The organism is Staphylococcus lloydii, from assembly GCF_015775975.1.
Lineage (GTDB): Bacteria > Bacillota > Bacilli > Staphylococcales > Staphylococcaceae > Staphylococcus > Staphylococcus lloydii.
This window is the reverse complement of record NZ_CP064056.1, coordinates 1,736,154-1,758,907: the sequence shown is the minus strand read 5'-3', so window position 1 is coordinate 1,758,907 and position 22,754 is coordinate 1,736,154. Positions and strand designations below refer to the sequence as shown.

Genomic DNA, 22,754 nt, shown 5'->3' with positions numbered 1-22,754 from the left:
GTTTGTACATAGTAAAATTCCACACAATAACTTAAATTGAAATCTTAGGAGGACAAAAACGTGGCATTTGAATTTAAATTACCCGACATTGGTGAAGGTATCCACGAAGGCGAAATCGTAAAATGGTTTGTTAAAGCCGGAGATCAAATCGAAGAAGACGATGTATTAGCAGAAGTACAAAATGATAAATCAGTTGTTGAAATTCCATCACCTGTAAGTGGTACTGTTGAAGAAGTATTAGTAGACGAAGGTACAGTTGCAGTAGTTGGTGACACAATTGTTAAAATCGATGCGCCTGACGCTGAAGAAATGACTTTCAAAGGTAGCGATAGCGATGAAAGTGCTTCACAATCATCAGAATCAGCTGACGATAGTAAAGAAGAAGCTGCTACTGAATCTACATCAGCATCTACTCAAGAAGAAGATGTAGACGAAAACAAACGCGTTAAAGCGATGCCATCTGTACGTAAATATGCGCGTGAAAATGGCGTTAACATTAAAGCAGTATCAGCTACTGGTAAAAATGGTCGCATAACTAAAGAAGATATCGATGCTCACTTAAATGGTGGACAAACTACTTCTGAAAGCACTACTGAAGCTCAAAGTACTGAAGAAACTGCAAGCGCAGCACAATCAGCACCAACAGCTACTGAAGGTGAATTCCCAGAAACTACAGAAAAAATCCCAGCTATGCGTAAAGCGATTGCTAAAGCAATGGTTAACTCTAAGCATACTGCACCACACGTAACATTAATGGATGAAATTGATGTTCAAGAGTTATGGGATCACCGTAAGAAATTCAAAGAAATTGCTGCTGAACAAGGTGTTAAATTAACATTCTTACCTTATGTTGTTAAAGCATTAGTTTCTGCACTGAAAAAATACCCAGCATTAAACACTTCATTTAATGAAGAAGCTGGCGAAATTGTACACAAACACTATTGGAACATTGGTATTGCGGCAGACACTGACAGAGGCTTATTAGTTCCTGTTGTTAAAAATGCTGACCGTAAATCTATTTTCCAAATTTCTGATGAAATTAATGAACTAGCTGTTAAAGCACGTGATGGTAAATTAGCTTCTGACGAAATGAAAGGTGCTACATGTACAATTAGTAATATCGGTTCAGCTGGTGGACAATGGTTCACACCAGTTATTAATCACCCAGAAGTTGCTATCCTAGGAATCGGACGCATTGCACAAAAACCTATCGTAAAAGATGGTGAAATTGTGGCAGCGCCAGTATTATCATTATCATTAAGTTTCGACCACAGACAAATTGATGGTGCTACTGGACAAAATGCGATGAACCATATTAAACGATTATTAAATAATCCAGAATTATTATTAATGGAGGGGTAAAACATGGTAGTTGGAGATTTCCCAATTGAAACTGATACTATTGTAATTGGAGCAGGACCAGGGGGTTATGTTGCAGCAATCCGCGCAGCACAATTAGGTCAAAAAGTAACAATCGTAGAAAAAGGTAACTTAGGTGGCGTATGTCTTAACGTTGGATGTATTCCTTCAAAAGCTTTATTACACGCTTCTCACCGTTACAGTGAAGCACAACATTCTGAAAACTTAGGTGTTATCGCTGAAAGCGTATCACTTAAATTTGACAAAGTTCAAGAATTCAAAGAATCAGTTGTTAATAAATTAACTGGTGGCGTTGAAGGACTATTAAAAGGTAATAAAGTAGAAATCGTTAAAGGCGAAGCTTATTTCGTTGATAATAACAGTTTACGTGTTATGGACGACAAGAGCGCTCAAACTTACAATTTCAAAAATGCTATTATCGCTACTGGTTCTAGACCAATTGAAATCCCTAATTTCAAATTTGGTAACCGTGTTATCGATTCAACAGGCGCATTAAACTTACAAGAAGTTCCTGGTAAACTTGTTGTTGTTGGTGGCGGTTATATCGGATCTGAACTTGGTACAGCATTCGCTAACTTTGGTTCTGAAGTTACTATTTTAGAAGGTGCTAAAGACATTTTAGGCGGTTTCGAAAAACAAATGACTCAACCTGTTAAAAAAGGTATGAAAGAAAAAGGTGTCGAAATCGTTACTGAAGCAATGGCTAAATCAGCTGACGAATCAGAAAATGGCGTAACAGTTACTTACGAAGTTAATGGTGAAGAACAAAGTATCGAAGCAGACTACGTATTAGTTACTGTAGGTCGTCGTCCAAATACAGACGAATTAGGCTTAGAAGAACTTGGCTTAAAATTTGCTGATCGTGGATTATTAGAAGTAGACAAACAAAGCCGTACTTCTATCGATAATATCTTTGCAATTGGTGATATCGTACCTGGTTTACCATTAGCGCATAAAGCAAGCTACGAAGCTAAAGTTGCAGCTGAAGTAATTGCTGGAGAAGCTTCTGAAGTAGATTATATCGGTATGCCTGCAGTATGTTTCACTGAGCCAGAATTAGCTCAAGTAGGTTATACTGAAGACCAAGCTAAAGAAGAAGGATTACAAGTTAAAGCTTCTAAATTCCCATTCGCAGCTAACGGTCGTGCGTTATCATTAGACGATACTACTGGTTTCGTAAAATTATTAACGCTTAAAGAAGACAACACATTAGTAGGTGCTCAAGTAGTAGGTACTGGTGCTTCTGACATTATTTCTGAATTAGGTTTAGCTATCGAATCAGGAATGAATGCTGAAGATTTAGCATTAACAGTACATGCTCACCCTACATTAGGTGAAATGTCTATGGAAGCTGCTGAAAAAGCATTAGGTTTACCTATTCACACTATGTAATCATCAGCTTACATGTATTTTAGAGTTAACAGCCACTAGTTATAGACTAGTGGCTTTTTTTATTAAAGGAGGGTAAAAATGGAATATCATTATCCTATTGATTTAGATTGGACTAACGATGAAATGGTAACAGTCGTTACTTTTTTTAATGCAATTGAGGCTTTCTACGAACAACAAGTAGAAAGAGACTATCTTATGGAACAATATCGTAAATTTAAAAAGATCGTTCCAGGTAAAGCAGAAGAAAAACAAATCTTTAAAGAGTTTGAAAAAGGTAGCGGCTATAATAGCTATAAAGCTGTGAAATATGCACAAGAAAACCCAGATGAAAAATATTTATCTACAAATCAAAAATAACTATTGTTATTTGAGCTATATTTTGATATTTTTATTAAGCATTAAACAAAAAGTTTGATAAAAGTAAACAAAATATAGTTCTTTTTATTTTTACAATAATACATACAACTTGATGGGTGAGTGCAATGAATATTGGAATAAAACTTAAAAATTTACGTAAGATTAAAAACTTAACGCAAGAAGAATTAGCCGAACGCACAGATTTATCTAAAGGTTACATTTCTCAAATTGAAAGCCAACATGCTTCACCAAGTATGGAAACTTTTTTATCTATATTAGAAGTATTAGGAACATCTCCAAGTGAGTTTTTTAAACAAAAAAAAGAAGAAAAGGTCTTATATCCTCAAGAATCACAAGTTGTTTATGACGAATATGACAAAGGCTATATTTTGAAATGGTTAGTCACTCAATCTAATGAATTCGATATGGAACCCTTAATGTTGACGTTAAAACCACAAGCAACATATAAAAATTTTAATCCATCTAACTCTGATACTTTTATCTTTTGTATAGAAGGCGCAATAACTTTAGCACTTGGTGAAAAAATTTATCAAGCACAACAAGGAGATGCGCTATATTTTAAAGCGAATGACAAACATAGATTGTTTAATTGTAGTGAACATATAGCGAAAGCAATCATCGTTGCTACTGCATCATATTTATAGGAGGACAAGAAATGAAGCCGTTATTATCTTTTAAATCTGTAAGTAAAGGTTATAATGATGAACAAATTTTAAATGAAATAGATATAGACATTGAATCAGGCTTTTTTTATACCTTATTAGGGCCTTCGGGTTGCGGAAAAACTACAATTCTTAAATTAATTGCAGGTTTTGAACAACCGGATAGTGGAGATATTATCTACCAAAATAAATCTATGACTAACATTGCTGCGAATAAGCGTAAAGTAAACACAGTATTTCAAGATTATGCGCTATTTCCACATTTAAATGTATTTGAAAATATCGCCTTTGGCTTGAAGCTAAAAAAAATGAGTAAATCAAAGATTGAAGCGAAAGTAAAAGAAGCTTTGAAATTAGTTAAATTAAATGGATATGAAAATAAACGCATTGATGATATGAGTGGGGGACAAAAACAACGTGTTGCAATTGCTCGTGCTATCGTCAATGAACCTGAAATATTATTATTAGATGAATCTTTATCTGCGCTTGATTTAAAATTACGTACAGAAATGCAATATGAATTAAGAGAGATACAATCTCGATTAGGTATTACATTTATTTTTGTTACACACGATCAAGAAGAAGCCTTAGCATTAAGTGATTATATTTTTGTTATGAAAGATGGCAAAATTCAACAATTCGGCACACCAATTGATATATATGATGAACCAGTTAACCGATTTGTTGCAGATTTTATTGGTGAATCTAATATTGTCAAAGGCATGATGCAACGTGACTATGTCGTTAATATTTATGGACAAGATTTTGATTGCGTAGATATGGGTATTCCATCAGGTAAAAACGTCGAAGTCGTTATACGTCCTGAAGATATTTCATTAATTGAAGCGGAACAAGGTTTGTTTGAAGTGACAGTTGATTCAATGCTATTTAGAGGTGTCCATTACGAAATTTGCTGTATAGATAGAAAGGGATACGAGTGGGTCATACACACGACTAAAAAAGCTGAGATTGGTAGTAAAGTAGGTCTTTATTTTGATCCAGAGGCTATTCATATCATGGTGCCTGGTGAAAGCGAAGAAGAATTTGATAAACGAATTGAAAGCTATGAGGAGCAAGACAATGCGTAAAATATCTAATTTTTTATTTATTCCATATCTATTGTGGATGGTATTGTTTATCATCGTGCCGGTAATATTGCTTGTGTATTTTTCTTTTATCGATATTAATGGTCACTTTAGTTTTAGTAATTATAAACAAATATTGTCTATGAAGTATTTATCGATGATTTGGGATTCGGTTATTTATGCGATAGCAATCACTGTATTGACGCTACTTGTTAGTTACCCTGCTGCTTATTTTATTAAAGCTTCGAAAAATCAAAATTTATGGTTACTGATACTTATTATTCCTACATGGATAAATTTACTACTGAAGACTTATGCATTTATTGGACTTTTCAGTCATGATGGTATTATAAATCAATTGTTAAATATACTACATTTACCTAAAGCGCACTTATTATTTACAGCGCTAGCGTTTCTAATTGTAGCTACTTATATTTATATACCATTTATGATTTTACCTATCTTTAATAGTATGAAAGATATTCCAAATAACTTATTACAAGCCGCTAAAGATTTAGGCGCAAATCCTTTTACAACGTTTCGTAAAGTGATATTACCCTTAACGAAGCAAGGGATACTGACAGGTATTCAAGTTACGTTTATTCCTGCATTATCTTTATTTATGATTACTAGATTAATTGCTGGTAATAAAGTTATTAATATTGGTACGTCTATTGAAGAACAATTTTTAGTAATTCAAAATTACGGTATGGGGTCAACAATTGCACTGTTCTTAATTGTTTTTATGGCCTTTATATTAGTTATTACGAATTCTAAAACATCGAACGGAAAAGGGTGAATCAAATGAAATGGTATGGCAAATTGTATATAGGTATTTTAGTTGCATTATTATATGCTCCAATTATTTTTCTGATGATTTATTCTTTTAATTCAGCTGGGAATATGATTCATTTCGATGGTTTTACGTTAGAACATTATAAATCATTATTTCAAAATGATAGATTGATGTCGGTTATTTTTAATACGATAGCAGTTGCATTAATTGCTGCATCGGTATCAACAGTAATAGGAACTATGGGTGCTATAGCACTTTATCATTTACGAAACAAAAAGATGAAGGTCTCATTGTTAACGCTAAATAATGTGTTAATGGTGTCATCTGACGTAGTTATAGGTGCTTCATTTTTAATTATGTTCACAGCTATCGGTCATATTACAGGCTTAGGTCTGGGATTCACGACCGTGTTGGTCTCTCATATTGCATTCTGTATACCTATTGTGGTTATTATTGTATTACCAAGGCTTTATGAAATGAACGACAACATGCTTCATGCGGCTCGTGATTTAGGTGCTAATGAGTACCAAGTATTAAGCAACATTATGTTGCCACAATTATTACCAGGCATTTTAGGTGGTTTCTTTATGGCATTAACATATTCATTAGATGATTTTACAGTGAGTTTCTTCGTAACGGGAAATGGATTCAGTGTATTATCCGTTGAAGTTTATGCTATGGCTAGAAAAGGGATAAGCATGGAGATAAACGCTATTTCGACATTGTTATTTGTCGTCATTTTAATAGGTGTCGTTGGATACTATGTTGTTCAACATATGATAAAACGCAAACAACAGAGTAAGCGAGGTGTACAATAATGAAACGTGTATTACAATTAGTTATTGTCGCTATCGTAATTGGCTTGCTATGCTTATACATTAGTCATAAATTTACTGCGAAAGATAAATCAAAGAGTGGCGAAAAGATTAATGTCTATAACTGGGGTGAATATATCGACCCAGCGCTTATTAAAAAGTTTGAAAAAGAAACGGGCATTAAAGTAGTATATGAAACTTTTGATTCAAATGAAGCTATGGAAGCAAAAATTCGTAACGGTGGTACTAACTACGATGTTGCTTTTCCAAGTGAATACACCGTTCAAAAAATGAAAAGACAAAATTTATTGTTACCACTTGATCACAAAAAGATACCCAATATGAAAAACTTAGATAGCAATTATTTGGATATGCCTTTTGATAGAAATAATAAATATTCTGTACCATACTTTTTTGGAACGGTAGGTATCGTCTATAACAAAAAAGTATATCCCCACGATGATTTTAGTTCTTGGCAAAGTCTTTACAAGAAAAAGTATGCAAATGATATACTATTAGTAGATGGGGCTCGAGAAATTATGGGTCTGTCACTTAATAAATTAGGTTATAGTTTGAACGATAAAAACCCACAACATCTAAATGAAGCACAACAAGATTTAACACATTTAGCGCCACAAATTAAAGGTGTCGTTGGAGATGAAATAACAATGATGTTAGAACAACATGAAGCTAACATAGCTGTTGTATGGAGTGGTGTGGCTGCACCAATTGTTCAAGATAGTAATGAATTTGATTACGTAGTACCTAAAGAGGGATCTAATCTATGGTTTGATAATATGGTTATTCCTAAGACAGCTCAAAATAAAGAAGGCGCTTATAAATTTATGAATTTCTTATTGAATGAGCGCAATAACAAACAAAATACTGAATGGGTTGGATATGCAACACCGAATAAAGCAGCTAGAAATAAATTACCAGACGATATTAAAAACGATAAACGATTCTATCCATCCAAAAAAGAACAACACAAATTAGAAGTTTATCAAGATTTAGGTAAGAAAACGTTAAGTGATTATAACGAAAGATTTTTAAACTTTAAAATGTCATTAAAATAGATGACAGTTAGTAGTTATTTTTGCTATAGTTCGATATAATGGGTTGACTAGTAATATAAGGAGTTGTAAGTACATGTCAGGAGAGCAATTTACGCAAGTTAAACGTCCTGTAAGTCGATTAACAGAAAAAGTACTTGGATGGTTAAGTTGGATTTTTCTACTACTTTTAACCGTCGCAACAATGTTTATCGCGCTCGTATCATTTAGTAGTGATACATCAATTCAAAAACTTGAGAGTTCATTGAATGCGAATGAATTTGCACAACAAATTTTTGCCAATAACAATTTAAACACAACACAAGCAGTTATTTGGTTACAAAATGGAGTATGGGCGATTATTGTATATTTAATAATCTGTTTATTAATTTCGTTTTTAGCCCTAATTTCAATGAATATTAGAATTTTATCAGGATTCTTATTCTTAATTGCTACCATTGTTACTTTACCTTTAATGGTATTATTTGTTCCATTAATCATTCCTGTATTATTCATCATAGTAGCTATTATGATGTTTGCAAGAAAAGATAAGGTTGAAACAATACCTGCATATTATGACAATGGATATTATGATAGAGATGCTCAAGCTAAATATGGTTATGATAGAGAACCAGCACAAAATGACTATAGACAACGTAAAAGTAATCAAGAAACAAGTCATTATCAACCAGCTGATGAGCCAAGTACAATGCGTAGAAATGCTGATGATAGTACTATAGATAATCAACAAAGTACATCTTCAGATGAAGAAGAAGCTAAAGATTATAATTCATTGCGTAGAGGCGGTTATAGTTCTGAGGTAGCAAGACAAGTAAATGGTGATCCTAATGCTGAGGAAGAGCCACAAGTTCTTTCAAGACAGGCTAAATATAATTATAAAAATAAAAAGCAAGCAGAAGATGAAATGCCTCAAGAAGATGAAAATGCGGAAGCGGCTTACCAACGTGGACCATCTCAAGAAGAGCTAGAGCGCCAAGAAGCAGAACGTCAACAACAAGAAGAAGAAGAGGCTCGACGTAAGTTAGAAGAAGCCGAAGAAAAAGAACGTCTTAAACACGAACGCGCCGAAGAAAAATCAAGAATCAAGCAAGAGAAAAAAGAACTTAAAAAACGCATGAAAGAAAAACGTAAACAACAACCGAGTGCTGTAAACCAACGTCGTATGAATTATGAAGAACGTAAGAAAATGACATCTCATGATGACGTAGAGACAGAAAAGGAAGTTACAGACAAAACTTCTGACAACGAAGAGAATACAACTACAGACGACAAAGAGAAATAAAACATTGCGATTAAAGCGTAAACGTCAATTTCAATTGAAATTGACGTTTATTTTTTTAATGAACATTTGTTTAAGTTGGGCAAATTCGAAACACTTCAAATTAATAAGAGAGCTAACCCATAATAGGGTTAGCTCTCTTGATTTGATAATGACGTTGATGTTCCAAGTATTTAAATAGTTTATAATTCTTGAAATGTTTGGACGATTAAATAAACGTTTAGAATGCTTAAAATTATAATTAAACACCAGCTAATTATATTTACCCAGCGTTTATTTTTAAATACGCCCATTAATTTTTTATCATTCGTCGCTAGTTGTAATGGTATAAGTGAGAATGGTAAAGCGATACTTAAAAATACTTGTGAGAACACTAATAATTGTTCTACTTTTTCTGTATTACTTTTGAAGACAATAAGACAAATGATAATTGGTAAAATAGCTATACCACGTGTAATTAATCTACGTGCCCAATTTGGAATTTTTAAATTTATAAAGCCTTCCATGACAATTTGACCGGCCATTGTACCAGTGATTGTGGAATTTTGTCCTGATGCTAACAAGGCTACGGCAAATAATGTACTCATAATCGCACCCATCGTTGCGCCTAGTACAGGCTCGGTTTTAAGGGCATGGTATAAATCAAAGAAACCACCCAATTGTTCAGTATTAGTTCCGTAGAATAACGCTGCCCCAAGTACTAATAATAGACAATTAATAACGAATGCAATGATTAGTTGAATATTTGAATCTAGTGTTGCGAATTTCACAGCATTTTTCTTCGCTTTGACGTCATTTCTATCATACATACGCGACTGCACGATAGAAGAATGTAAATATAAATTATGTGGCATAATTGTCGCACCAATTATACCTAAAGCGATATATAAAGCACCTTGGTTCGTGATTATGTCTGTTTGTGGTATGAAACCATTTAACATATGTGTTACTGATGGTGATGCTATATATACTTCAAATATGAAAATAATTAATACAGTAAAGATAAGTGTACCGACAATAGCTTCAATTTTTCTAAAACCAAAATGCATAATAAATAATAATAAAAATACATCTAATACTGTAATAATTGAACCAACAAGTAACGGAATATCAAACAGTAGGTAGAGTGCGATTGCACTACCAATTACCTCTGCTATATCAGTTGCAATAATAGCTAATTCGGTAATAATCCAAAAAATATACGTTAAGGGTTTGTTTATATAATGTTTAGTTGCTTGTGCCAAATCCATATTGGTTGCAATACCAAGTCGTACCGCCATACTTTGTAATAACATAGCAGCCAAACTCGATAGTAAAATGACGAACAATAGCATGTATCCAAATTGCGCGCCACCTTGCATTGATGTAATCCAATTTCCTGGATCCATATAACCGACTGCAATTAGCAAGCCAGGACCTAAAAATGAAAATAATTTACGGCTGAATTTACCGTCAGTATTCACAGATACTGTATTATTAATTTCACTTAGGCTTTTTTTATTATTTCTCTCTGTCATAATTTCACCACTTACTAATTTTTGTAATAAATCAAGGATATAAAAAAATAATTGTTAGGTCAACCTAAAAATTATAATTTGTAATTATTCTATTTTGTTATACAAGTCTTTTGGTGATATAGTTATTTTGATAAAATAATAAATAAGGATAAAAGGAGGTAAGTTATGAACAGAAAGACCGAAAAAATATTGGCGTGGATTGGTAATGGTTTAAGTATTTTATATTTATTTATTGTGTTATTAGGTTTGCTACTTTTAAACACAAACACTAAAGAATTTAAAAAAGTGTTTAACGAAATGTCTCAAGCGCAAGGGCAAACGTTCTCGCCAGATTTATTATTTATGAGCTATCTGATTCAAACAATCATTTTAGCAGTAGTAATTATTCTAGCTATTATTGCAACGTTAATAATGAAAAATAATCGTGTTTTAGCCGCTGTTTTATTTATTATTTCAGCAGTTGTTAGTCTTTTTGTTACTAATTTAGTAGCGATGGTGTTATGGATTATTGTTGCTGTTAAGTTATTTATGAAAAAAGACAATAACAATAATATTAAGCAAACTCAGTCCAAAGCGACAAACCAAAATCAACAACAATGGAATCCCGAGCAAGATTTAAATAAGAAAAAAGACGATCCATATATTTATTAATTAAAAATGTGATTATCTGTTTAAAAAAGCAGCCTGTATTTATTACAGAGCTGCTTTTAATATTATTTAAATTGAAAAGTATGATTAAGCATAAAATTTAAGTAATTGAGAGAATGTATCTTCTAAAAATGCGATAAAGGCTTTGTCGCTTTTTAAATCATCTGCACCAGGTTGCAATGTTCTTGCCACGAAAAATTCGCCTTTTTTAACGTTTTTAACGCGATCAATTGCTTTTTGTATACTTGAATCATCCATATCTTTTATTAATGTTTTTTCTTGACTCATATGGTCTAAACTTACGCTGTAATCAGTAGGAAGATTTTTAAGTTGATCGAATTGATCTTCAAATACTTTTACTTGTTGTGCTTTATCTTTTGCTTCATGCATAACGCCATACATCACAAATAATTGTTCTTCAAATAATCCTATTTGAAAATGTGGTTGCATTTTATAGCCGCGTTTATTAGTTGCAAAAGCTACCCAAGTGTCTTTAGGTGGGTTAACACTTCTTCTCGCATGTTTTGCTACATGCGGATAGAAAACTTCACCAGTTTGAGTTTCTAAATATTGGGCAAAATAATCACCTAAGTTATTTAATTGTGGACGCACATGTTCTTCAAGTGCTGCCATTCTATCGTCTAACCCTGGTACTGTAAATGCTTTAAAATCTTTAGGTTTAAAAATATATTTAGTCATCTTAACCTCCAACGTAATTATAACTTTAGTTGTTGATATTGTAGCATATTCATTCTTTAGAAACATTGCCTTAGCTTTATATGTAACGCAATTTTTTATTTTAAATAAAGTAGAAAAAATTTTATTTTACTTTTTCTATGCATATGACATTTTTTATAGAAGTTTTTAATGTATAATACAATTTAAGCTAGGAGATGATTTAATGACTGTATATGAGTTTGCAAAAGGTCTTATATTAGAAGCGGGTAATAATGTTACCAAAATTATGCAACAAGAAATTGAAATTGAAACTAAATCAAACCCAAACGATTTAGTCACGAATGTAGATAAAGCAACAGAAAAATTTCTGTTTGATAATATAAAAGAAACTTATCCAAATCATGCCGTCATCGGAGAAGAAGGGCATGGACATGATGTGTCGGAAACAAATGGTGTTGTATGGGTTGTGGATCCAATCGATGGTACTTTAAATTTTGTGCATCAACAGGAAAACTTCGCGATTTCCGTTGGTATTTTTAAAGACGGAGAACCTTATGCTGGATTTGTATACGATGTCATCAATAACGTGTTATACCATTGTAAGGCAGGTGAGGGTGCGTATGAAAATGAGCGCTTATTACCAACTTTAACAGAAGATACATTAGAGAAAAGTATTATCGGTATTAATCCTAACTGGTTAACTAAACCTAAATTAGGGGCTATGTTACAGCCAATCGTTGAAGACTCAAGAAGTGCAAGAGCTTACGGTTCTGCAGCGTTAGAAATAGTTTATGTCGCGACAGGTAAGTTAGGTGCCTACGTGACACCTAGATTACAACCGTGGGACTTTGCAGGTGGGATGGTCATCTTAAATGAAGTTAATGGAAAAGCTACAAATATGTTAGGGGAGCCGTTGTCTATTTTACATCCCAATTCGGTAATTGTAGCCAATGCCAGTTTACATGATAATTTAATTCATAATTATTTAAATAACTATAAAGAAACTTTAATAGCACTTCACGAACGATTCAAATAATCTATATGTTTATACAATTAAAAAAACTAATCCCTAATAATACAGGGATTAGTTTTTTTAATAATCGAGTGAATTAAGCTTGATAGACAAGTATTCACATTAAATCATTATAGCCAGCCGTTTTCACGATATTTCTTTTTTAAAGTGAAACCAACGCCAAATGTTGCAATGAACAATATAAGTGTTAAAATCATCAATGGAACATTTGTAGCTGCTAGACTAAAACTAAATAATAATAAGAATATGATGGCTACTACTGCGAGTACCCAAAATATAGCTTTTGATTTTTTTTGTTGCATCCCTACCACACCTTTTTGTTTTCTTTAATCAATTATATGATATAATAATTAAGTTGCAATTAAAAGTGGGAATTTACTCGAGAAAGGAAATTATTGAATGACTAATTTAAGAGAAGATGTTCGAAATATAGCAATCATCGCTCACGTTGACCATGGTAAAACGACTTTAGTAGATGAATTATTAAAGCAATCAGGCATGTTCCGTGAAAATGAACATGTAGATGAAAGAGCGATGGATTCAAACGATTTAGAAAGAGAACGTGGTATTACAATTTTAGCGAAAAATACTGCGGTTAATTACAAAGGCACAAGAATTAACATTTTAGATACACCAGGGCACGCTGACTTTGGTGGCGAAGTAGAACGTATTATGAAAATGGTAGATGGTGTTGTACTTGTTGTAGACGCATACGAAGGTACTATGCCACAAACACGTTTCGTATTGAAAAAAGCATTGGAACAAAATTTAAAACCAGTCGTAGTTGTAAATAAAATTGATAAACCTTCTGCTAGACCTGAAGGCGTTGTAGACGAAGTATTAGACTTATTTATCGAATTAGAAGCTACTGATGAGCAATTAGAATTCCCTGTTGTATATGCTTCTGCTGTAAATGGTACAGCAAGCTTAGAGTCAGATAAACAAGATGACACAATGCAATCATTATACGAATCTATTATCGATTATATTCCAGCCCCACTAGACAATCATGAAGAGCCATTACAATTCCAAGTAGCATTGTTGGACTACAATGACTATGTAGGTCGTATAGGTGTAGGAAGAGTATTTAGAGGAACAATGCGTGTAGGTGACAATGTGTCACTTATTAAATTAGACGGTACAGTGAAAAACTTCCGTGTTACTAAAATCTTTGGTTACTTTGGTTTAAACCGTGTGGAAGTGCAAGAAGCACATGCCGGTGACCTTATTGCCGTTTCAGGAATGGAAGACATTAACGTTGGTGAAACTGTAACACCACACGATCATCAAGATGCATTACCTGTATTACGTATTGATGAACCTACATTAGAAATGACATTTAAAGTTAACAATTCACCATTTGCTGGTCGTGAAGGTGATTTTGTAACTGCGCGTCAAATCCAAGAACGTTTAGATGAACAATTAGAGACAGACGTGTCTTTAAAAGTTACACAAACTGATTCTCCAGACACTTGGATTGTTGCTGGTCGTGGTGAATTACACTTATCTATCCTTATTGAAAACATGAGACGTGAAGGATATGAATTACAAGTTTCTAAACCACAAGTTATTTTAAAAGATATCGATGGCGTAACATGTGAACCATTCGAAAGAGTTCAATGTGAAGTACCTCAAGAATATACAGGTGCAGTTATCGAATCTCTAGGCCAACGTAAAGGTGAAATGTTAGACATGGTTACTACTGACAATGGCCTAACACGTATTATCTTTATGGTTCCTGCACGTGGTATGATCGGCTATACTACAGAGTTTATGTCTCAAACACGTGGTTATGGTATCATTAACCATACATTTGATGAATTTAAACCACGTATTAAAGGTCGTATTGGTGGAAGAAGAAATGGTGCTTTAGTTTCAATGGACCAAGGTCAAGCAAGTTCATACGCGATTATGAGTTTAGAAGATCGTGGTACTAACTTTATGGAACCTGGTACTGAAGTATACGAAGGTATGATCGTTGGTGAACATAACCGTGATAATGACTTAACAGTTAATATTACTAAAGTTAAACACCAAACTAACGTACGTTCAGCTACAAAAGACCAAACAGTTACTATGAAGCGTCCAAGAGTATTAACTTTAGAAGAAGCACTACAATTTATTAATGACGATGAATTAGTAGAGGTAACGCCAGAAAGTATTCGTTTGAGAAAGAAAATTCTTGAAAAATCTGCGCGTGAAAAAGAATCAAAACGAGTTAAACAAATGATGCAAGACGAAGAATAAATAAAAAAGCCAATCGATATTTGATTGGCTTTTTTAATTTAATTAGAATTACCATTAATAAATAAGGGCAGTGCTATTTAAATAGCACTGCCCTTATTTTAAACAGTTAGTGATAATTAATATGTTTTTTACGTTGCTTAGGTGAGTCTAAACGACTTTTACATTCATCGCACATAAAAGTATGCATTGGATCATTACGTAGTCGTTTAGCTTCTAATGTATTTTTGTCGATAAGTACTTTAGTATCACAAATTATACATTGTACCGTTATCATTATTAGATCACCTCTATGTTTGTCACATAGTCGAATTGATGTGAATAGCCTTGTTCAGGTGTATAGATAAAACTATCAACGGCGTTATCGTCATAAAGTCGTTTTCCTTCTCTCGCAAATTGGAAAAATAAATATGGCAATAATTCTATGTCTATATCAATAGCATCTTTATCATTTGATAAACGTATTAATTTTGCGTCGCCATTAGGTTCCGCATTTTTGAAAAAAGTAGCCATGTTTATTACAAAAGTGCCGTCAAGCATGGCATTTTTTTTATATTTTATCTCAGAATTTAACGTAGGTGGATTTGTTTGTCCTTCAAGAATAGCACGATTCCATTCTCTATTATCCTCGAAATTTATTGGTTTAGTACCTTCAAATATACCAGATTCCAAATCTTCAAGTTTTACTTTACGGTCATCAAATATCCACGTTGTGCTGTCTAAAGTAATTGGAAATTTAACCGCACCTTTAATTTGAATCATTTTCCCACTCCCTATCAATTTATTACTCGTAAAAATTTTATACCATTATTAGTTAAGCATTCAATAAAAGATAGAAATTGTGTCTTTTTTATGACAAATTATAAATTTTATTTTCTGACAATTTCATAAGCTTAAAGTAATGAAAAAACCATGATAGCAATGGTTATAAAATTAACCATTTAGTTTACCAAATTGAATGGTAAAAAATTTCTCTTAACTATTTTAGCATACCTTAACTCACGAAGTATAATACATAAATTCACTTGCTTTTTAATTCTGTGTAGGATAGAATTTTAATATAAAGTTACATTTGATAGGGGGAATATGTCATGGTAAAAAGTCAAAAACTAAATAATGCGGCATATGACCAGTTAAATAGAGATGCTGACAGGATTTTACAATTGATTAAAGTTCAAATGGACAATCTTACGTTACCTCAATGCCCATTATATGAAGAAGTATTAGACACTCAAATGTTTGGATTGCAAAAGGAAGTTGATTTTGCCATTCAATTAGAGTTAATCGATAAAGAAGTAGGGAAAGATTTAATGCTTCGTTTAGAAAAAGAATTGTCTAAACTTCATGATGCTTTTACAAACGTATGATGTGTATTAAATGTATTTGTTTAATGTTATAATAATTAATCGTTTGTATTAAAACTACATAGAGACAAGTTAGTGACTAAAGAATCAAATGTATGTTGATTTATTTTTAGTCACTTTTTTTATAAAGTAACAAAATACATTACAACTTTATTCGAGAATTTACAGTAAAGTTGCTATAATAAAACGTGCAAAGTTTATTCTTAATAAAGAAGAGCTTAAATTTTTACATAAATTAAGTATATAGAAATGATATTATTTTAGAAGTGGATGAAATTTACAATGAAAAATATTAGGCAAATACTACGGCATGTAGGAAAATATGCGAAGTACATTGACTATCCATTAGTTGTTACATATATTTTATTATGTATGATCGGCTTAGTTATGGTCTATAGTGCGAGTATGGTTGCTGCTACCAAAGGTACATTGACTGGTGGCATATCAGTACCAGGTACTTATTTTTATTCTAGGCAGTTACTTTACGTTATTATGAGTTTCGGAATCGTGTTCTTCATGGCATTTTTCCTTAATGTTAAATTTTTGGAACAGACAAAATTTCAAAAATGGATGATGCTCATCATAGTAGGCTTACTATGTGCAACGCTTGTTATTGGTAGTAATATCAATGGTTCTAAAAGTTGGATTAACTTAGGATTTATGAATTTACAAGCTTCAGAACTGTTAAAAATTGCATTAATTCTTTACATACCCTATATGATAGAAAAGAAAAGACCGAGGGTTTTTAAGCAACCTAAATTATTAACGTCACCGATAGTACTAGCAGCATTTTGTATTGGCTTAGTATTGTTACAAAAAGACGTAGGACAAACACTACTGATTATAATTATATTCTTTTCAATATTATTTTATGCGGGTATCGGTGTTGAAAAGACGGTTAAATATTTACTTATGGTCGTTATTGGCGTGGTTGTAGTGGGTGGTTTGGCATTGCTATTTGGTTTAGTACCACATTACCTAACTGCACGTTTCAGTACTTTAATAGATCCATTTAGTAATGAAGCCGGCACTGGTTATCACATTTCTAACTCGCTATTAGCAATTGGTAATGGTGGCTTATTTGGTAGAGGACTAGGCAATAGTATAATGAAACTAGGTTATTTACCAGAGCCACATACAGACTTTATATTCTCAATCATTTGTGAAGAATTAGGACTTGTTGGTGGGCTGTTTGTAATATGCTTACTATTCTTTATCGTTTATAGAGCTTTCCAACTTGCGAATAAAACATCGTCATATTTCTATAAATTAGTATGTGTCGGTATCGCTAGTTATATTGGAAGCCAAACATTCGTTAACTTAGGTGGTATTTCTGGTACGATTCCACTTACTGGTGTACCGTTACCATTTATTAGTTTTGGTGGATCTTCTATGATCAGTTTAAGTATCGCTATGGGCTTATTACTAATAACCGCCAAACAAATTAAAATCGATGAGCAATATAAAAAAGAAAATAACTATAACATACGTTCTGTACCGTCAAACAGACGTAGATAACGAGACAACAGGCATTACATTTAAGATGTAATGCCTGTTTATTTTTATACAATGTATAATATGAAATCCAAAAGAAAATACGTTAATTTTTATGTCTTTATTATTGTATAAATAGGTGCTATATATGCCATGATAAATTATAATATAACAATAGATAATCAAAATTTATAAAAGATAAAACGATATCTATTGTTAATAAACGAGTAATTATACATGCATTAGTATAAAATAACACTATTAATAATTTATTACTGTATACAAACAACGCATTTTGATATAATGTTATATATCTAACTATTTAGAAAATTCAAAAATTTAAGGGGGACCATGATTTGAAAAACATAAATAAATTACTTGTAGCTAATCGTGGGGAAATTGCAATTAGAATTTTTAGGGCGGCTACTGAATTAGATATTCAAACAGTGGCTATATATTCAAATGAGGATAAAGGATCTTTACATAGATATAAAGCTGATGAATCATACTTAGTTGGGGAAGATTTAGGACCAGCAGATAGTTATTTAAATATAGAAAGAATTATTGAAGTAGCTAAACGCGCAGAAGTCGATGCTATTCATCCGGGTTATGGATTTTTAAGTGAAAATGAAACTTTTGCACGTCGTTGTAAAGAAGAAGGAATTAAATTTATTGGGCCAAGACTTGAACATTTGGATATGTTTGGAGACAAGGTGAAAGCTAGAGAGACTGCTATAAATGCTGATTTACCTGTTATTCCAGGTACGGATGGACCAGTAGAAACTTTAGATGCTGCCAAATCATTTGCCGAAGAAGCTGGTTATCCACTTATGATTAAAGCGACAAGCGGCGGTGGCGGTAAAGGTATGCGTATCGTTCGCAATTCTGATGAATTAGAAGATGCTTTCTACAGAGCCAAATCAGAAGCCGAAAAATCTTTTGGTAATAGTGAAGTTTATATCGAAAGATATATTGATAATCCTAAACACATTGAAGTTCAAATTATCGGTGACGAGCACGGTAACATCGTACATTTATATGAACGTGATTGTTCAGTTCAAAGAAGACATCAAAAAGTCGTCGAAGTTGCTCCATCTGTAGGCCTTACAGAAGAAATGAGAGAACGTATATGTGATGCTGCCGTAGACTTATCCAATAAAATTGAATACGTAAATGCTGGGACAGTAGAATTTTTAGTTTCTGGAGAAGAGTTCTTCTTTATTGAGGTCAATCCTCGTGTGCAAGTTGAACATACGATTACAGAAATGATAACAGGTATTGATATCGTAAAAACTCAAATTTTAATTGCTGATGGAGAACCATTATTCGGTGATCGTGTTAATATGCCTCGCCAAGAAGATATTAAAACATTAGGTTATGCGGTTCAATGTCGTATTACAACAGAAGATCCATCTAACGATTTTATGCCAGATACAGGTCGTATTATCGCATATCGTTCTAGTGGTGGCTTTGGTGTACGTTTAGATGCAGGCGATGGTTTCCAAGGTGCAGAAATTACACCGCACTATGATTCTCTGTTAGTTAAATTGTCTACACATGGCCTTAACTTTAAACAAGCACAAGAAAAAATGGATCGTTCATTACAAGAAATGCGTATTAGAGGCGTAAAGACCAACGTACAATTCTTGAAAAATGTAATACGTAATCCACAATTTATTAGCGGGGATTATACAACCAAATTTATTGAAAATACACCAGAACTTTTTGAAATAAAACAAAGCCAAGATAGAGGTACAAAAACATTAGAATACATTGGTAATATAACAGTTAATGGTTTCCCAAATGTAGAAAAAAGACCAAAGCCTGAATACGAAGTTACACCAACACCAAAAGTTAGTAAAAAGGAAATTGCTCAATTATCAGGTACGAAACAATTATTAGATGAAAAGGGACCAAAAGCTGTAGCTGATTGGTTAAAACAACAAGAAGATATATTAATTACCGATACTACTTTTAGAGATGCACATCAATCATTATTAGCAACGCGAGTGCGTACGAATGACATGATGAATATAGCTTCTAAAACGGCTCAAGTAATGAAAGATAATTTTTCACTTGAAATGTGGGGTGGTGCAACGTTTGACGTTGCCTATAATTTCTTGAAGGAAAATCCATGGGAACGTTTGGAAAGGCTACGTAAAGCGATACCTAATGTGTTATTCCAAATGTTATTACGCGCTTCTAACGCAGTGGGTTATAAAAACTATCCAGATAATGTTATTAAAAAGTTCGTAAAAGAAAGTGCTGATGCAGGTATCGACGTCTTCCGTATTTTTGACTCATTAAACTGGATAGATCAAATGAAAGTAGCTAATGAAGCGGTTCAAGAGGCTGGTAAAATATCCGAAGGTACGATTTGCTATACTGGTGATATTTTAAACCCAGAACGTTCAAATATTTATACACTAGATTATTATGTAAATATGGCGAAAACATTAGAGCGTGAAGGTTTCCATATTTTAGCAATTAAAGATATGGCAGGTTTATTAAAACCTAAGGCTGCTTATGAACTTGTGGCAGAATTAAAATCAGTTGTCGATATTCCTATACACTTGCATACACATGATACAAGTGGCAATGGCTTATTACTGTATAAACAAGCAATAGATGCAGGCGTTGATGTCATCGATACTGCTGTAGCGTCAATGAGTGGCTTAACGAGTCAACCAAGTGCTAATTCATTGTATTATGCGTTAAACGGTTTCTCACGTGATATGCGTGCTGATATTGATGGTATGGAAAGCTTATCTCAATATTGGGGCACAGTCAGACAATACTATAGCGATTTTGAGAGTGATATTAAATCACCTAATACTGAAATCTACAAGCATGAAATGCCGGGTGGTCAATATTCTAACTTACATCAACAAGCTAAAAGTTTAGGCTTAGGTAATCGTTACAATGAAGTAAAAGATATGTACCGCAGAGTCAACTTCTTATTCGGCGATATAGTTAAAGTGACACCGTCATCTAAAATCGTCGGTGATATGGCACTTTACATGGTCCAAAATGATTTAGATGAAGAAACTGTGATTAAAGATGGTTATAAATTAGATTTTCCTGAATCTGTAGTATCTTTCTTCAAAGGTGATATTGGTCAACCTGTAGATGGCTTTAATAAAGAATTACAAAAAGTAGTGCTTAAAGGTGAAACGCCTTTAGAAGACAGACCAGGTGAATATCTAGAGCCAGTAGATTTTGAAAGTGTTAGAAAAGAATTAGAAGAAAAACAACAAAAAGAAGTAACAGAGCAAGACATTATCAGTTATGTGCTGTATCCAAAAGTTTATGAACAATATATGTTAACACAAGAGCAATACGGTAATGTATCATTGCTTGATACTCCGACATTCTTCTTTGGTATGCGTACCAACGAAACTGTAGAAATCGAAATTGATACAGGTAAACGCCTTATCATTACGCTTAAAGCTATTACGGAACCAGATGAAAAAGGTGTACGTACCATCTTTTACGATATGAATGGCCAAGCACGTAGAATTTATATTCAAGACGAAAATGTAAAAGCAAATGCTAGCGTAAAACCTAAAGCAGATAAATTAAATCCTAATCATATTGGTGCACAAATGCCGGGATCAGTAACAGAAGTTAAAATTGCTGAGGGTGAAAATGTGAAGAGTGGACAAGCTTTATTAATTACAGAAGCGATGAAAATGGAAACGACTGTTCAAGCGCCATTTGATGGTGTAGTTACTAAACTAACTGTACAAAGTGGTGACGCGATTGAATCAGGAGATTTATTAATCGAAATTGAAAAAGAAGCGGTAGATTAATTTTACAATTTAATTAACTAGAAAACAGGTTAAGTATATGCAGATACTTAACCTGTTTTTATATAAAAAACTCACTTAGTCATGTTTATAACTAAGTGAGTAATGTGTTTATAGCGTTTATCATTTTTTGTTAACCACCACTGCGAATCGTTCGTAACATCAATACGATAAAGTAGGTGATTAAGCCAAATAAAATAGTGATAATTAAAGCGTGTAGTAAAGCAATAATTAAATTCACATGAGTGATGACAGATAATGCACCCGTAGTTACTTGTAAAATAATTAAAATAAATGCTGTTGTGTAACCATAACGTATTGTTCTGTTGTGGTGATAATTGTTAAGCGCATGGATGAACGTTAATAATATCCAAATAAATGTAATTAACGCCATACCTCTATGGACAAAATTAATCCAATCTCCTTCGGTATGCGGTATAATATCGTGAAATGGTAATGGCCATTCACCATATGCAAGACTTGCTTTCTTATGTCTTACAAGGGCACCTGTATAAATTGTTAAATATACAATCCCTGTCATAATCCAAGTTAGATTTCGTAATGGTTTTCTAATGAATAATTCATCAGCTTCATATTTGCGGTCGACTTCAAATATGATTAAAGTCATTACAAAAACAGAAGAAAAGCTGACTAAAGAAATACCAAAATGTAAGGCTAAAATATAAGCGTTTTGTTGCCAAATAACTGCTGCTGCACCTATAAGTGCTTGAATTAATAAAAAGCTAATACTAATAATTGCTAATGGTTTTATTTCTTTTATATAACCAATGTGTTTCCAAGCAACAATAGATAACCATACTACAACGATTAAGGATAATCCTGATACGGCGCGATGGCTTAATTCAATTATTGTTTGTATTGGTAAATTTTGCGGTAGAAAAGCGCCGTGACATAATGGCCAGTCGGAACCACAGCCATCCGCTGAACCAGTCTTAGTTACGAGCGCTCCGCCTAATTGTACTAGTGCCATGATGATGGTAGCTAGTACCGATAACCATTTTAGGTTTCGTTTTTTAAACAATGATAAACACCCCATCAAAAAATTACCTTTATGAGTTAAATATTTCCAATAACAATATATTATAG

Annotated in this window: 21 protein-coding genes; 15 read left to right on the top strand and 6 right to left on the bottom strand. The window is 33.0% G+C overall.

Features of this window, described 5'->3' with window-relative positions:
- The first annotated feature begins 60 nt into the window (after window positions 1–60).
- The 9 genes from ISP08_RS08535 (at window position 61) to auxB (ending at window position 8,863) form a co-directional block, all read left to right on the top strand.
- Entirely contained in the window at window positions 61–1,362 is a 1,302-nt protein-coding gene (locus ISP08_RS08535) for a dihydrolipoamide acetyltransferase family protein (RefSeq protein WP_195718342.1), read from the top strand.
- Between the two features lie 3 nt (window positions 1,363–1,365).
- Window positions 1,366–2,772, top strand: coding sequence for a dihydrolipoyl dehydrogenase (gene lpdA, locus ISP08_RS08530; protein ID WP_195718341.1), 1,407 nt, complete (start codon window positions 1,366–1,368; stop codon window positions 2,770–2,772).
- A 78-nt stretch (window positions 2,773–2,850) separates the two neighbouring features.
- On the top strand, window positions 2,851–3,129 hold the full coding sequence (locus tag ISP08_RS08525; RefSeq protein WP_195718340.1) for a UPF0223 family protein: 279 nt from the start codon (window positions 2,851–2,853) through the stop codon (window positions 3,127–3,129).
- 125 nt (window positions 3,130–3,254) lie between these two features.
- Window positions 3,255–3,794 carry a helix-turn-helix domain-containing protein gene (locus tag ISP08_RS08520; RefSeq protein ID WP_195718339.1) on the top strand — a complete coding sequence of 180 codons (540 nt, stop codon included), beginning with the start codon at window positions 3,255–3,257 and terminating at the stop codon, window positions 3,792–3,794.
- An 11-nt stretch (window positions 3,795–3,805) separates the two neighbouring features.
- Entirely contained in the window at window positions 3,806–4,900 is a 1,095-nt protein-coding gene (locus tag ISP08_RS08515) for an ABC transporter ATP-binding protein (RefSeq protein WP_195718338.1), read from the top strand.
- A complete protein-coding gene (locus ISP08_RS08510) occupies window positions 4,893–5,696 on the top strand; it encodes an ABC transporter permease (protein WP_195718337.1) in 804 nt (267 codons plus the stop codon). The genes ISP08_RS08515 and ISP08_RS08510 overlap by 8 nt, the downstream gene beginning before the upstream one ends.
- A gap of 5 nt (window positions 5,697–5,701) precedes the next feature.
- Window positions 5,702–6,511 carry an ABC transporter permease gene (locus tag ISP08_RS08505; RefSeq protein ID WP_195718336.1) on the top strand — a complete coding sequence of 270 codons (810 nt, stop codon included), beginning with the start codon at window positions 5,702–5,704 and terminating at the stop codon, window positions 6,509–6,511.
- The gene (locus ISP08_RS08500) at window positions 6,511–7,584 is read left to right on the top strand and encodes an ABC transporter substrate-binding protein (RefSeq protein WP_195718335.1); all 1,074 of its coding nucleotides are present in this window, start codon (window positions 6,511–6,513) and stop codon (window positions 7,582–7,584) included. Before ISP08_RS08505 ends, ISP08_RS08500 begins: the two co-directional genes overlap by 1 nt.
- A 73-nt stretch (window positions 7,585–7,657) precedes the next feature.
- Window positions 7,658–8,863: a lipoteichoic acid stability factor AuxB gene (gene auxB / locus ISP08_RS08495; protein WP_195718334.1), complete on the top strand. Its 1,206-nt coding sequence runs from the start codon at window positions 7,658–7,660 to the stop codon at window positions 8,861–8,863.
- A 179-nt stretch (window positions 8,864–9,042) separates the two neighbouring features.
- Here auxB and ISP08_RS08490 read toward each other — a convergent pair whose 3' ends face one another.
- Entirely contained in the window at window positions 9,043–10,377 is a 1,335-nt protein-coding gene (locus ISP08_RS08490; protein WP_195718333.1) for an Nramp family divalent metal transporter, read from the bottom strand.
- A 165-nt stretch (window positions 10,378–10,542) separates the two neighbouring features.
- On the opposite strand from ISP08_RS08490, the gene ISP08_RS08485 reads away from it, so the two are divergent.
- Window positions 10,543–11,028, top strand: a complete 486-nt coding sequence (locus ISP08_RS08485) for a DUF4064 domain-containing protein (protein WP_195718332.1) — start codon at window positions 10,543–10,545, stop codon at window positions 11,026–11,028.
- 84 nt (window positions 11,029–11,112) lie between these two features.
- On the opposite strand, the gene ISP08_RS08480 is transcribed toward ISP08_RS08485, so the two are convergent.
- Complete coding sequence (locus ISP08_RS08480) at window positions 11,113–11,724, bottom strand: YktB family protein (protein WP_195718331.1); 612 nt, start codon at window positions 11,722–11,724, stop codon at window positions 11,113–11,115.
- A 202-nt stretch (window positions 11,725–11,926) separates the two neighbouring features.
- Here ISP08_RS08480 and ISP08_RS08475 point away from each other — a divergent pair, with 202 nt between their 5' ends.
- Window positions 11,927–12,739 carry an inositol monophosphatase family protein gene (locus ISP08_RS08475; protein WP_195718330.1) on the top strand — a complete coding sequence of 271 codons (813 nt, stop codon included), beginning with the start codon at window positions 11,927–11,929 and terminating at the stop codon, window positions 12,737–12,739.
- Window positions 12,740–12,846: 107 nt separating this feature from the next.
- Here ISP08_RS08475 and ISP08_RS08470 read toward each other — a convergent pair whose 3' ends face one another.
- Complete coding sequence (locus ISP08_RS08470; RefSeq protein WP_048794188.1) at window positions 12,847–13,038, bottom strand: DUF5325 family protein; 192 nt, start codon at window positions 13,036–13,038, stop codon at window positions 12,847–12,849.
- Between the two features lie 97 nt (window positions 13,039–13,135).
- On the opposite strand from ISP08_RS08470, the gene typA reads away from it, so the two are divergent.
- Window positions 13,136–14,983: a translational GTPase TypA gene (gene typA, locus ISP08_RS08465; RefSeq protein ID WP_048794187.1), complete on the top strand. Its 1,848-nt coding sequence runs from the start codon at window positions 13,136–13,138 to the stop codon at window positions 14,981–14,983.
- Window positions 14,984–15,089: 106 nt separating this feature from the next.
- On the opposite strand, the gene ISP08_RS08460 is transcribed toward typA, so the two are convergent.
- Complete coding sequence (locus ISP08_RS08460) at window positions 15,090–15,257, bottom strand: DUF2197 domain-containing protein (RefSeq protein ID WP_195718329.1); 168 nt, start codon at window positions 15,255–15,257, stop codon at window positions 15,090–15,092.
- 2 nt (window positions 15,258–15,259) lie between these two features.
- Complete coding sequence (locus ISP08_RS08455) at window positions 15,260–15,742, bottom strand: hypothetical protein (RefSeq protein WP_195718328.1); 483 nt, start codon at window positions 15,740–15,742, stop codon at window positions 15,260–15,262.
- Window positions 15,743–16,071: 329 nt separating this feature from the next.
- Between ISP08_RS08455 and ISP08_RS08450 the strand changes: the two genes are divergently transcribed.
- The 3 genes from ISP08_RS08450 (at window position 16,072) to ISP08_RS08440 (ending at window position 21,650) form a co-directional block, all read left to right on the top strand.
- A complete protein-coding gene (locus ISP08_RS08450) occupies window positions 16,072–16,347 on the top strand; it encodes an Fpa/YlaN family protein (RefSeq protein WP_048794185.1) in 276 nt (91 codons plus the stop codon).
- Between the two features lie 279 nt (window positions 16,348–16,626).
- On the top strand, window positions 16,627–17,862 hold the full coding sequence (gene ftsW / locus ISP08_RS08445; protein WP_195718327.1) for a cell division peptidoglycan polymerase FtsW: 1,236 nt from the start codon (window positions 16,627–16,629) through the stop codon (window positions 17,860–17,862).
- A gap of 332 nt (window positions 17,863–18,194) precedes the next feature.
- Window positions 18,195–21,650, top strand: coding sequence for a pyruvate carboxylase (locus tag ISP08_RS08440; RefSeq protein WP_195718326.1), 3,456 nt, complete (start codon window positions 18,195–18,197; stop codon window positions 21,648–21,650).
- A gap of 130 nt (window positions 21,651–21,780) precedes the next feature.
- Here ISP08_RS08440 and ISP08_RS08435 read toward each other — a convergent pair whose 3' ends face one another.
- Window positions 21,781–22,689, bottom strand: coding sequence for a COX15/CtaA family protein (locus ISP08_RS08435; RefSeq protein ID WP_195718325.1), 909 nt, complete (start codon window positions 22,687–22,689; stop codon window positions 21,781–21,783).
- Window positions 22,690–22,754: the final 65 nt, after the last annotated feature.

Excerpts from the sequence above, each read along its gene's own strand:
- ISP08_RS08505 (WP_195718336.1), top strand. The coding sequence starts at position 5,702 with ATGAAATGGTATGGCAAATTGTATATAGGTATTTTAGTTGCATTATTA.
- auxB (WP_195718334.1), top strand. The coding sequence starts at position 7,658 with ATGTCAGGAGAGCAATTTACGCAAGTTAAACGTCCTGTAAGTCGATTA.
- ISP08_RS08460 (WP_195718329.1), bottom strand. The coding sequence starts at position 15,257 with ATGATAACGGTACAATGTATAATTTGTGATACTAAAGTACTTATCGAC.
- ISP08_RS08490 (WP_195718333.1), bottom strand. The coding sequence starts at position 10,377 with ATGACAGAGAGAAATAATAAAAAAAGCCTAAGTGAAATTAATAATACA.
- ISP08_RS08520 (WP_195718339.1), top strand. The coding sequence starts at position 3,255 with ATGAATATTGGAATAAAACTTAAAAATTTACGTAAGATTAAAAACTTA.
- typA (WP_048794187.1), top strand. The coding sequence starts at position 13,136 with ATGACTAATTTAAGAGAAGATGTTCGAAATATAGCAATCATCGCTCAC.
- ISP08_RS08525 (WP_195718340.1), top strand. The coding sequence starts at position 2,851 with ATGGAATATCATTATCCTATTGATTTAGATTGGACTAACGATGAAATG.
- ISP08_RS08455 (WP_195718328.1), bottom strand. The coding sequence starts at position 15,742 with ATGATTCAAATTAAAGGTGCGGTTAAATTTCCAATTACTTTAGACAGC.
- ISP08_RS08500 (WP_195718335.1), top strand. The coding sequence starts at position 6,511 with ATGAAACGTGTATTACAATTAGTTATTGTCGCTATCGTAATTGGCTTG.
- ISP08_RS08470 (WP_048794188.1), bottom strand. The coding sequence starts at position 13,038 with ATGCAACAAAAAAAATCAAAAGCTATATTTTGGGTACTCGCAGTAGTA.
- ISP08_RS08475 (WP_195718330.1), top strand. The coding sequence starts at position 11,927 with ATGACTGTATATGAGTTTGCAAAAGGTCTTATATTAGAAGCGGGTAAT.
- ISP08_RS08515 (WP_195718338.1), top strand. The coding sequence starts at position 3,806 with ATGAAGCCGTTATTATCTTTTAAATCTGTAAGTAAAGGTTATAATGAT.
- ISP08_RS08510 (WP_195718337.1), top strand. The coding sequence starts at position 4,893 with ATGCGTAAAATATCTAATTTTTTATTTATTCCATATCTATTGTGGATG.
- ftsW (WP_195718327.1), top strand. The coding sequence starts at position 16,627 with ATGAAAAATATTAGGCAAATACTACGGCATGTAGGAAAATATGCGAAG.
- ISP08_RS08480 (WP_195718331.1), bottom strand. The coding sequence starts at position 11,724 with ATGACTAAATATATTTTTAAACCTAAAGATTTTAAAGCATTTACAGTA.
- ISP08_RS08485 (WP_195718332.1), top strand. The coding sequence starts at position 10,543 with ATGAACAGAAAGACCGAAAAAATATTGGCGTGGATTGGTAATGGTTTA.
- lpdA (WP_195718341.1), top strand. The coding sequence starts at position 1,366 with ATGGTAGTTGGAGATTTCCCAATTGAAACTGATACTATTGTAATTGGA.
- ISP08_RS08450 (WP_048794185.1), top strand. The coding sequence starts at position 16,072 with ATGGTAAAAAGTCAAAAACTAAATAATGCGGCATATGACCAGTTAAAT.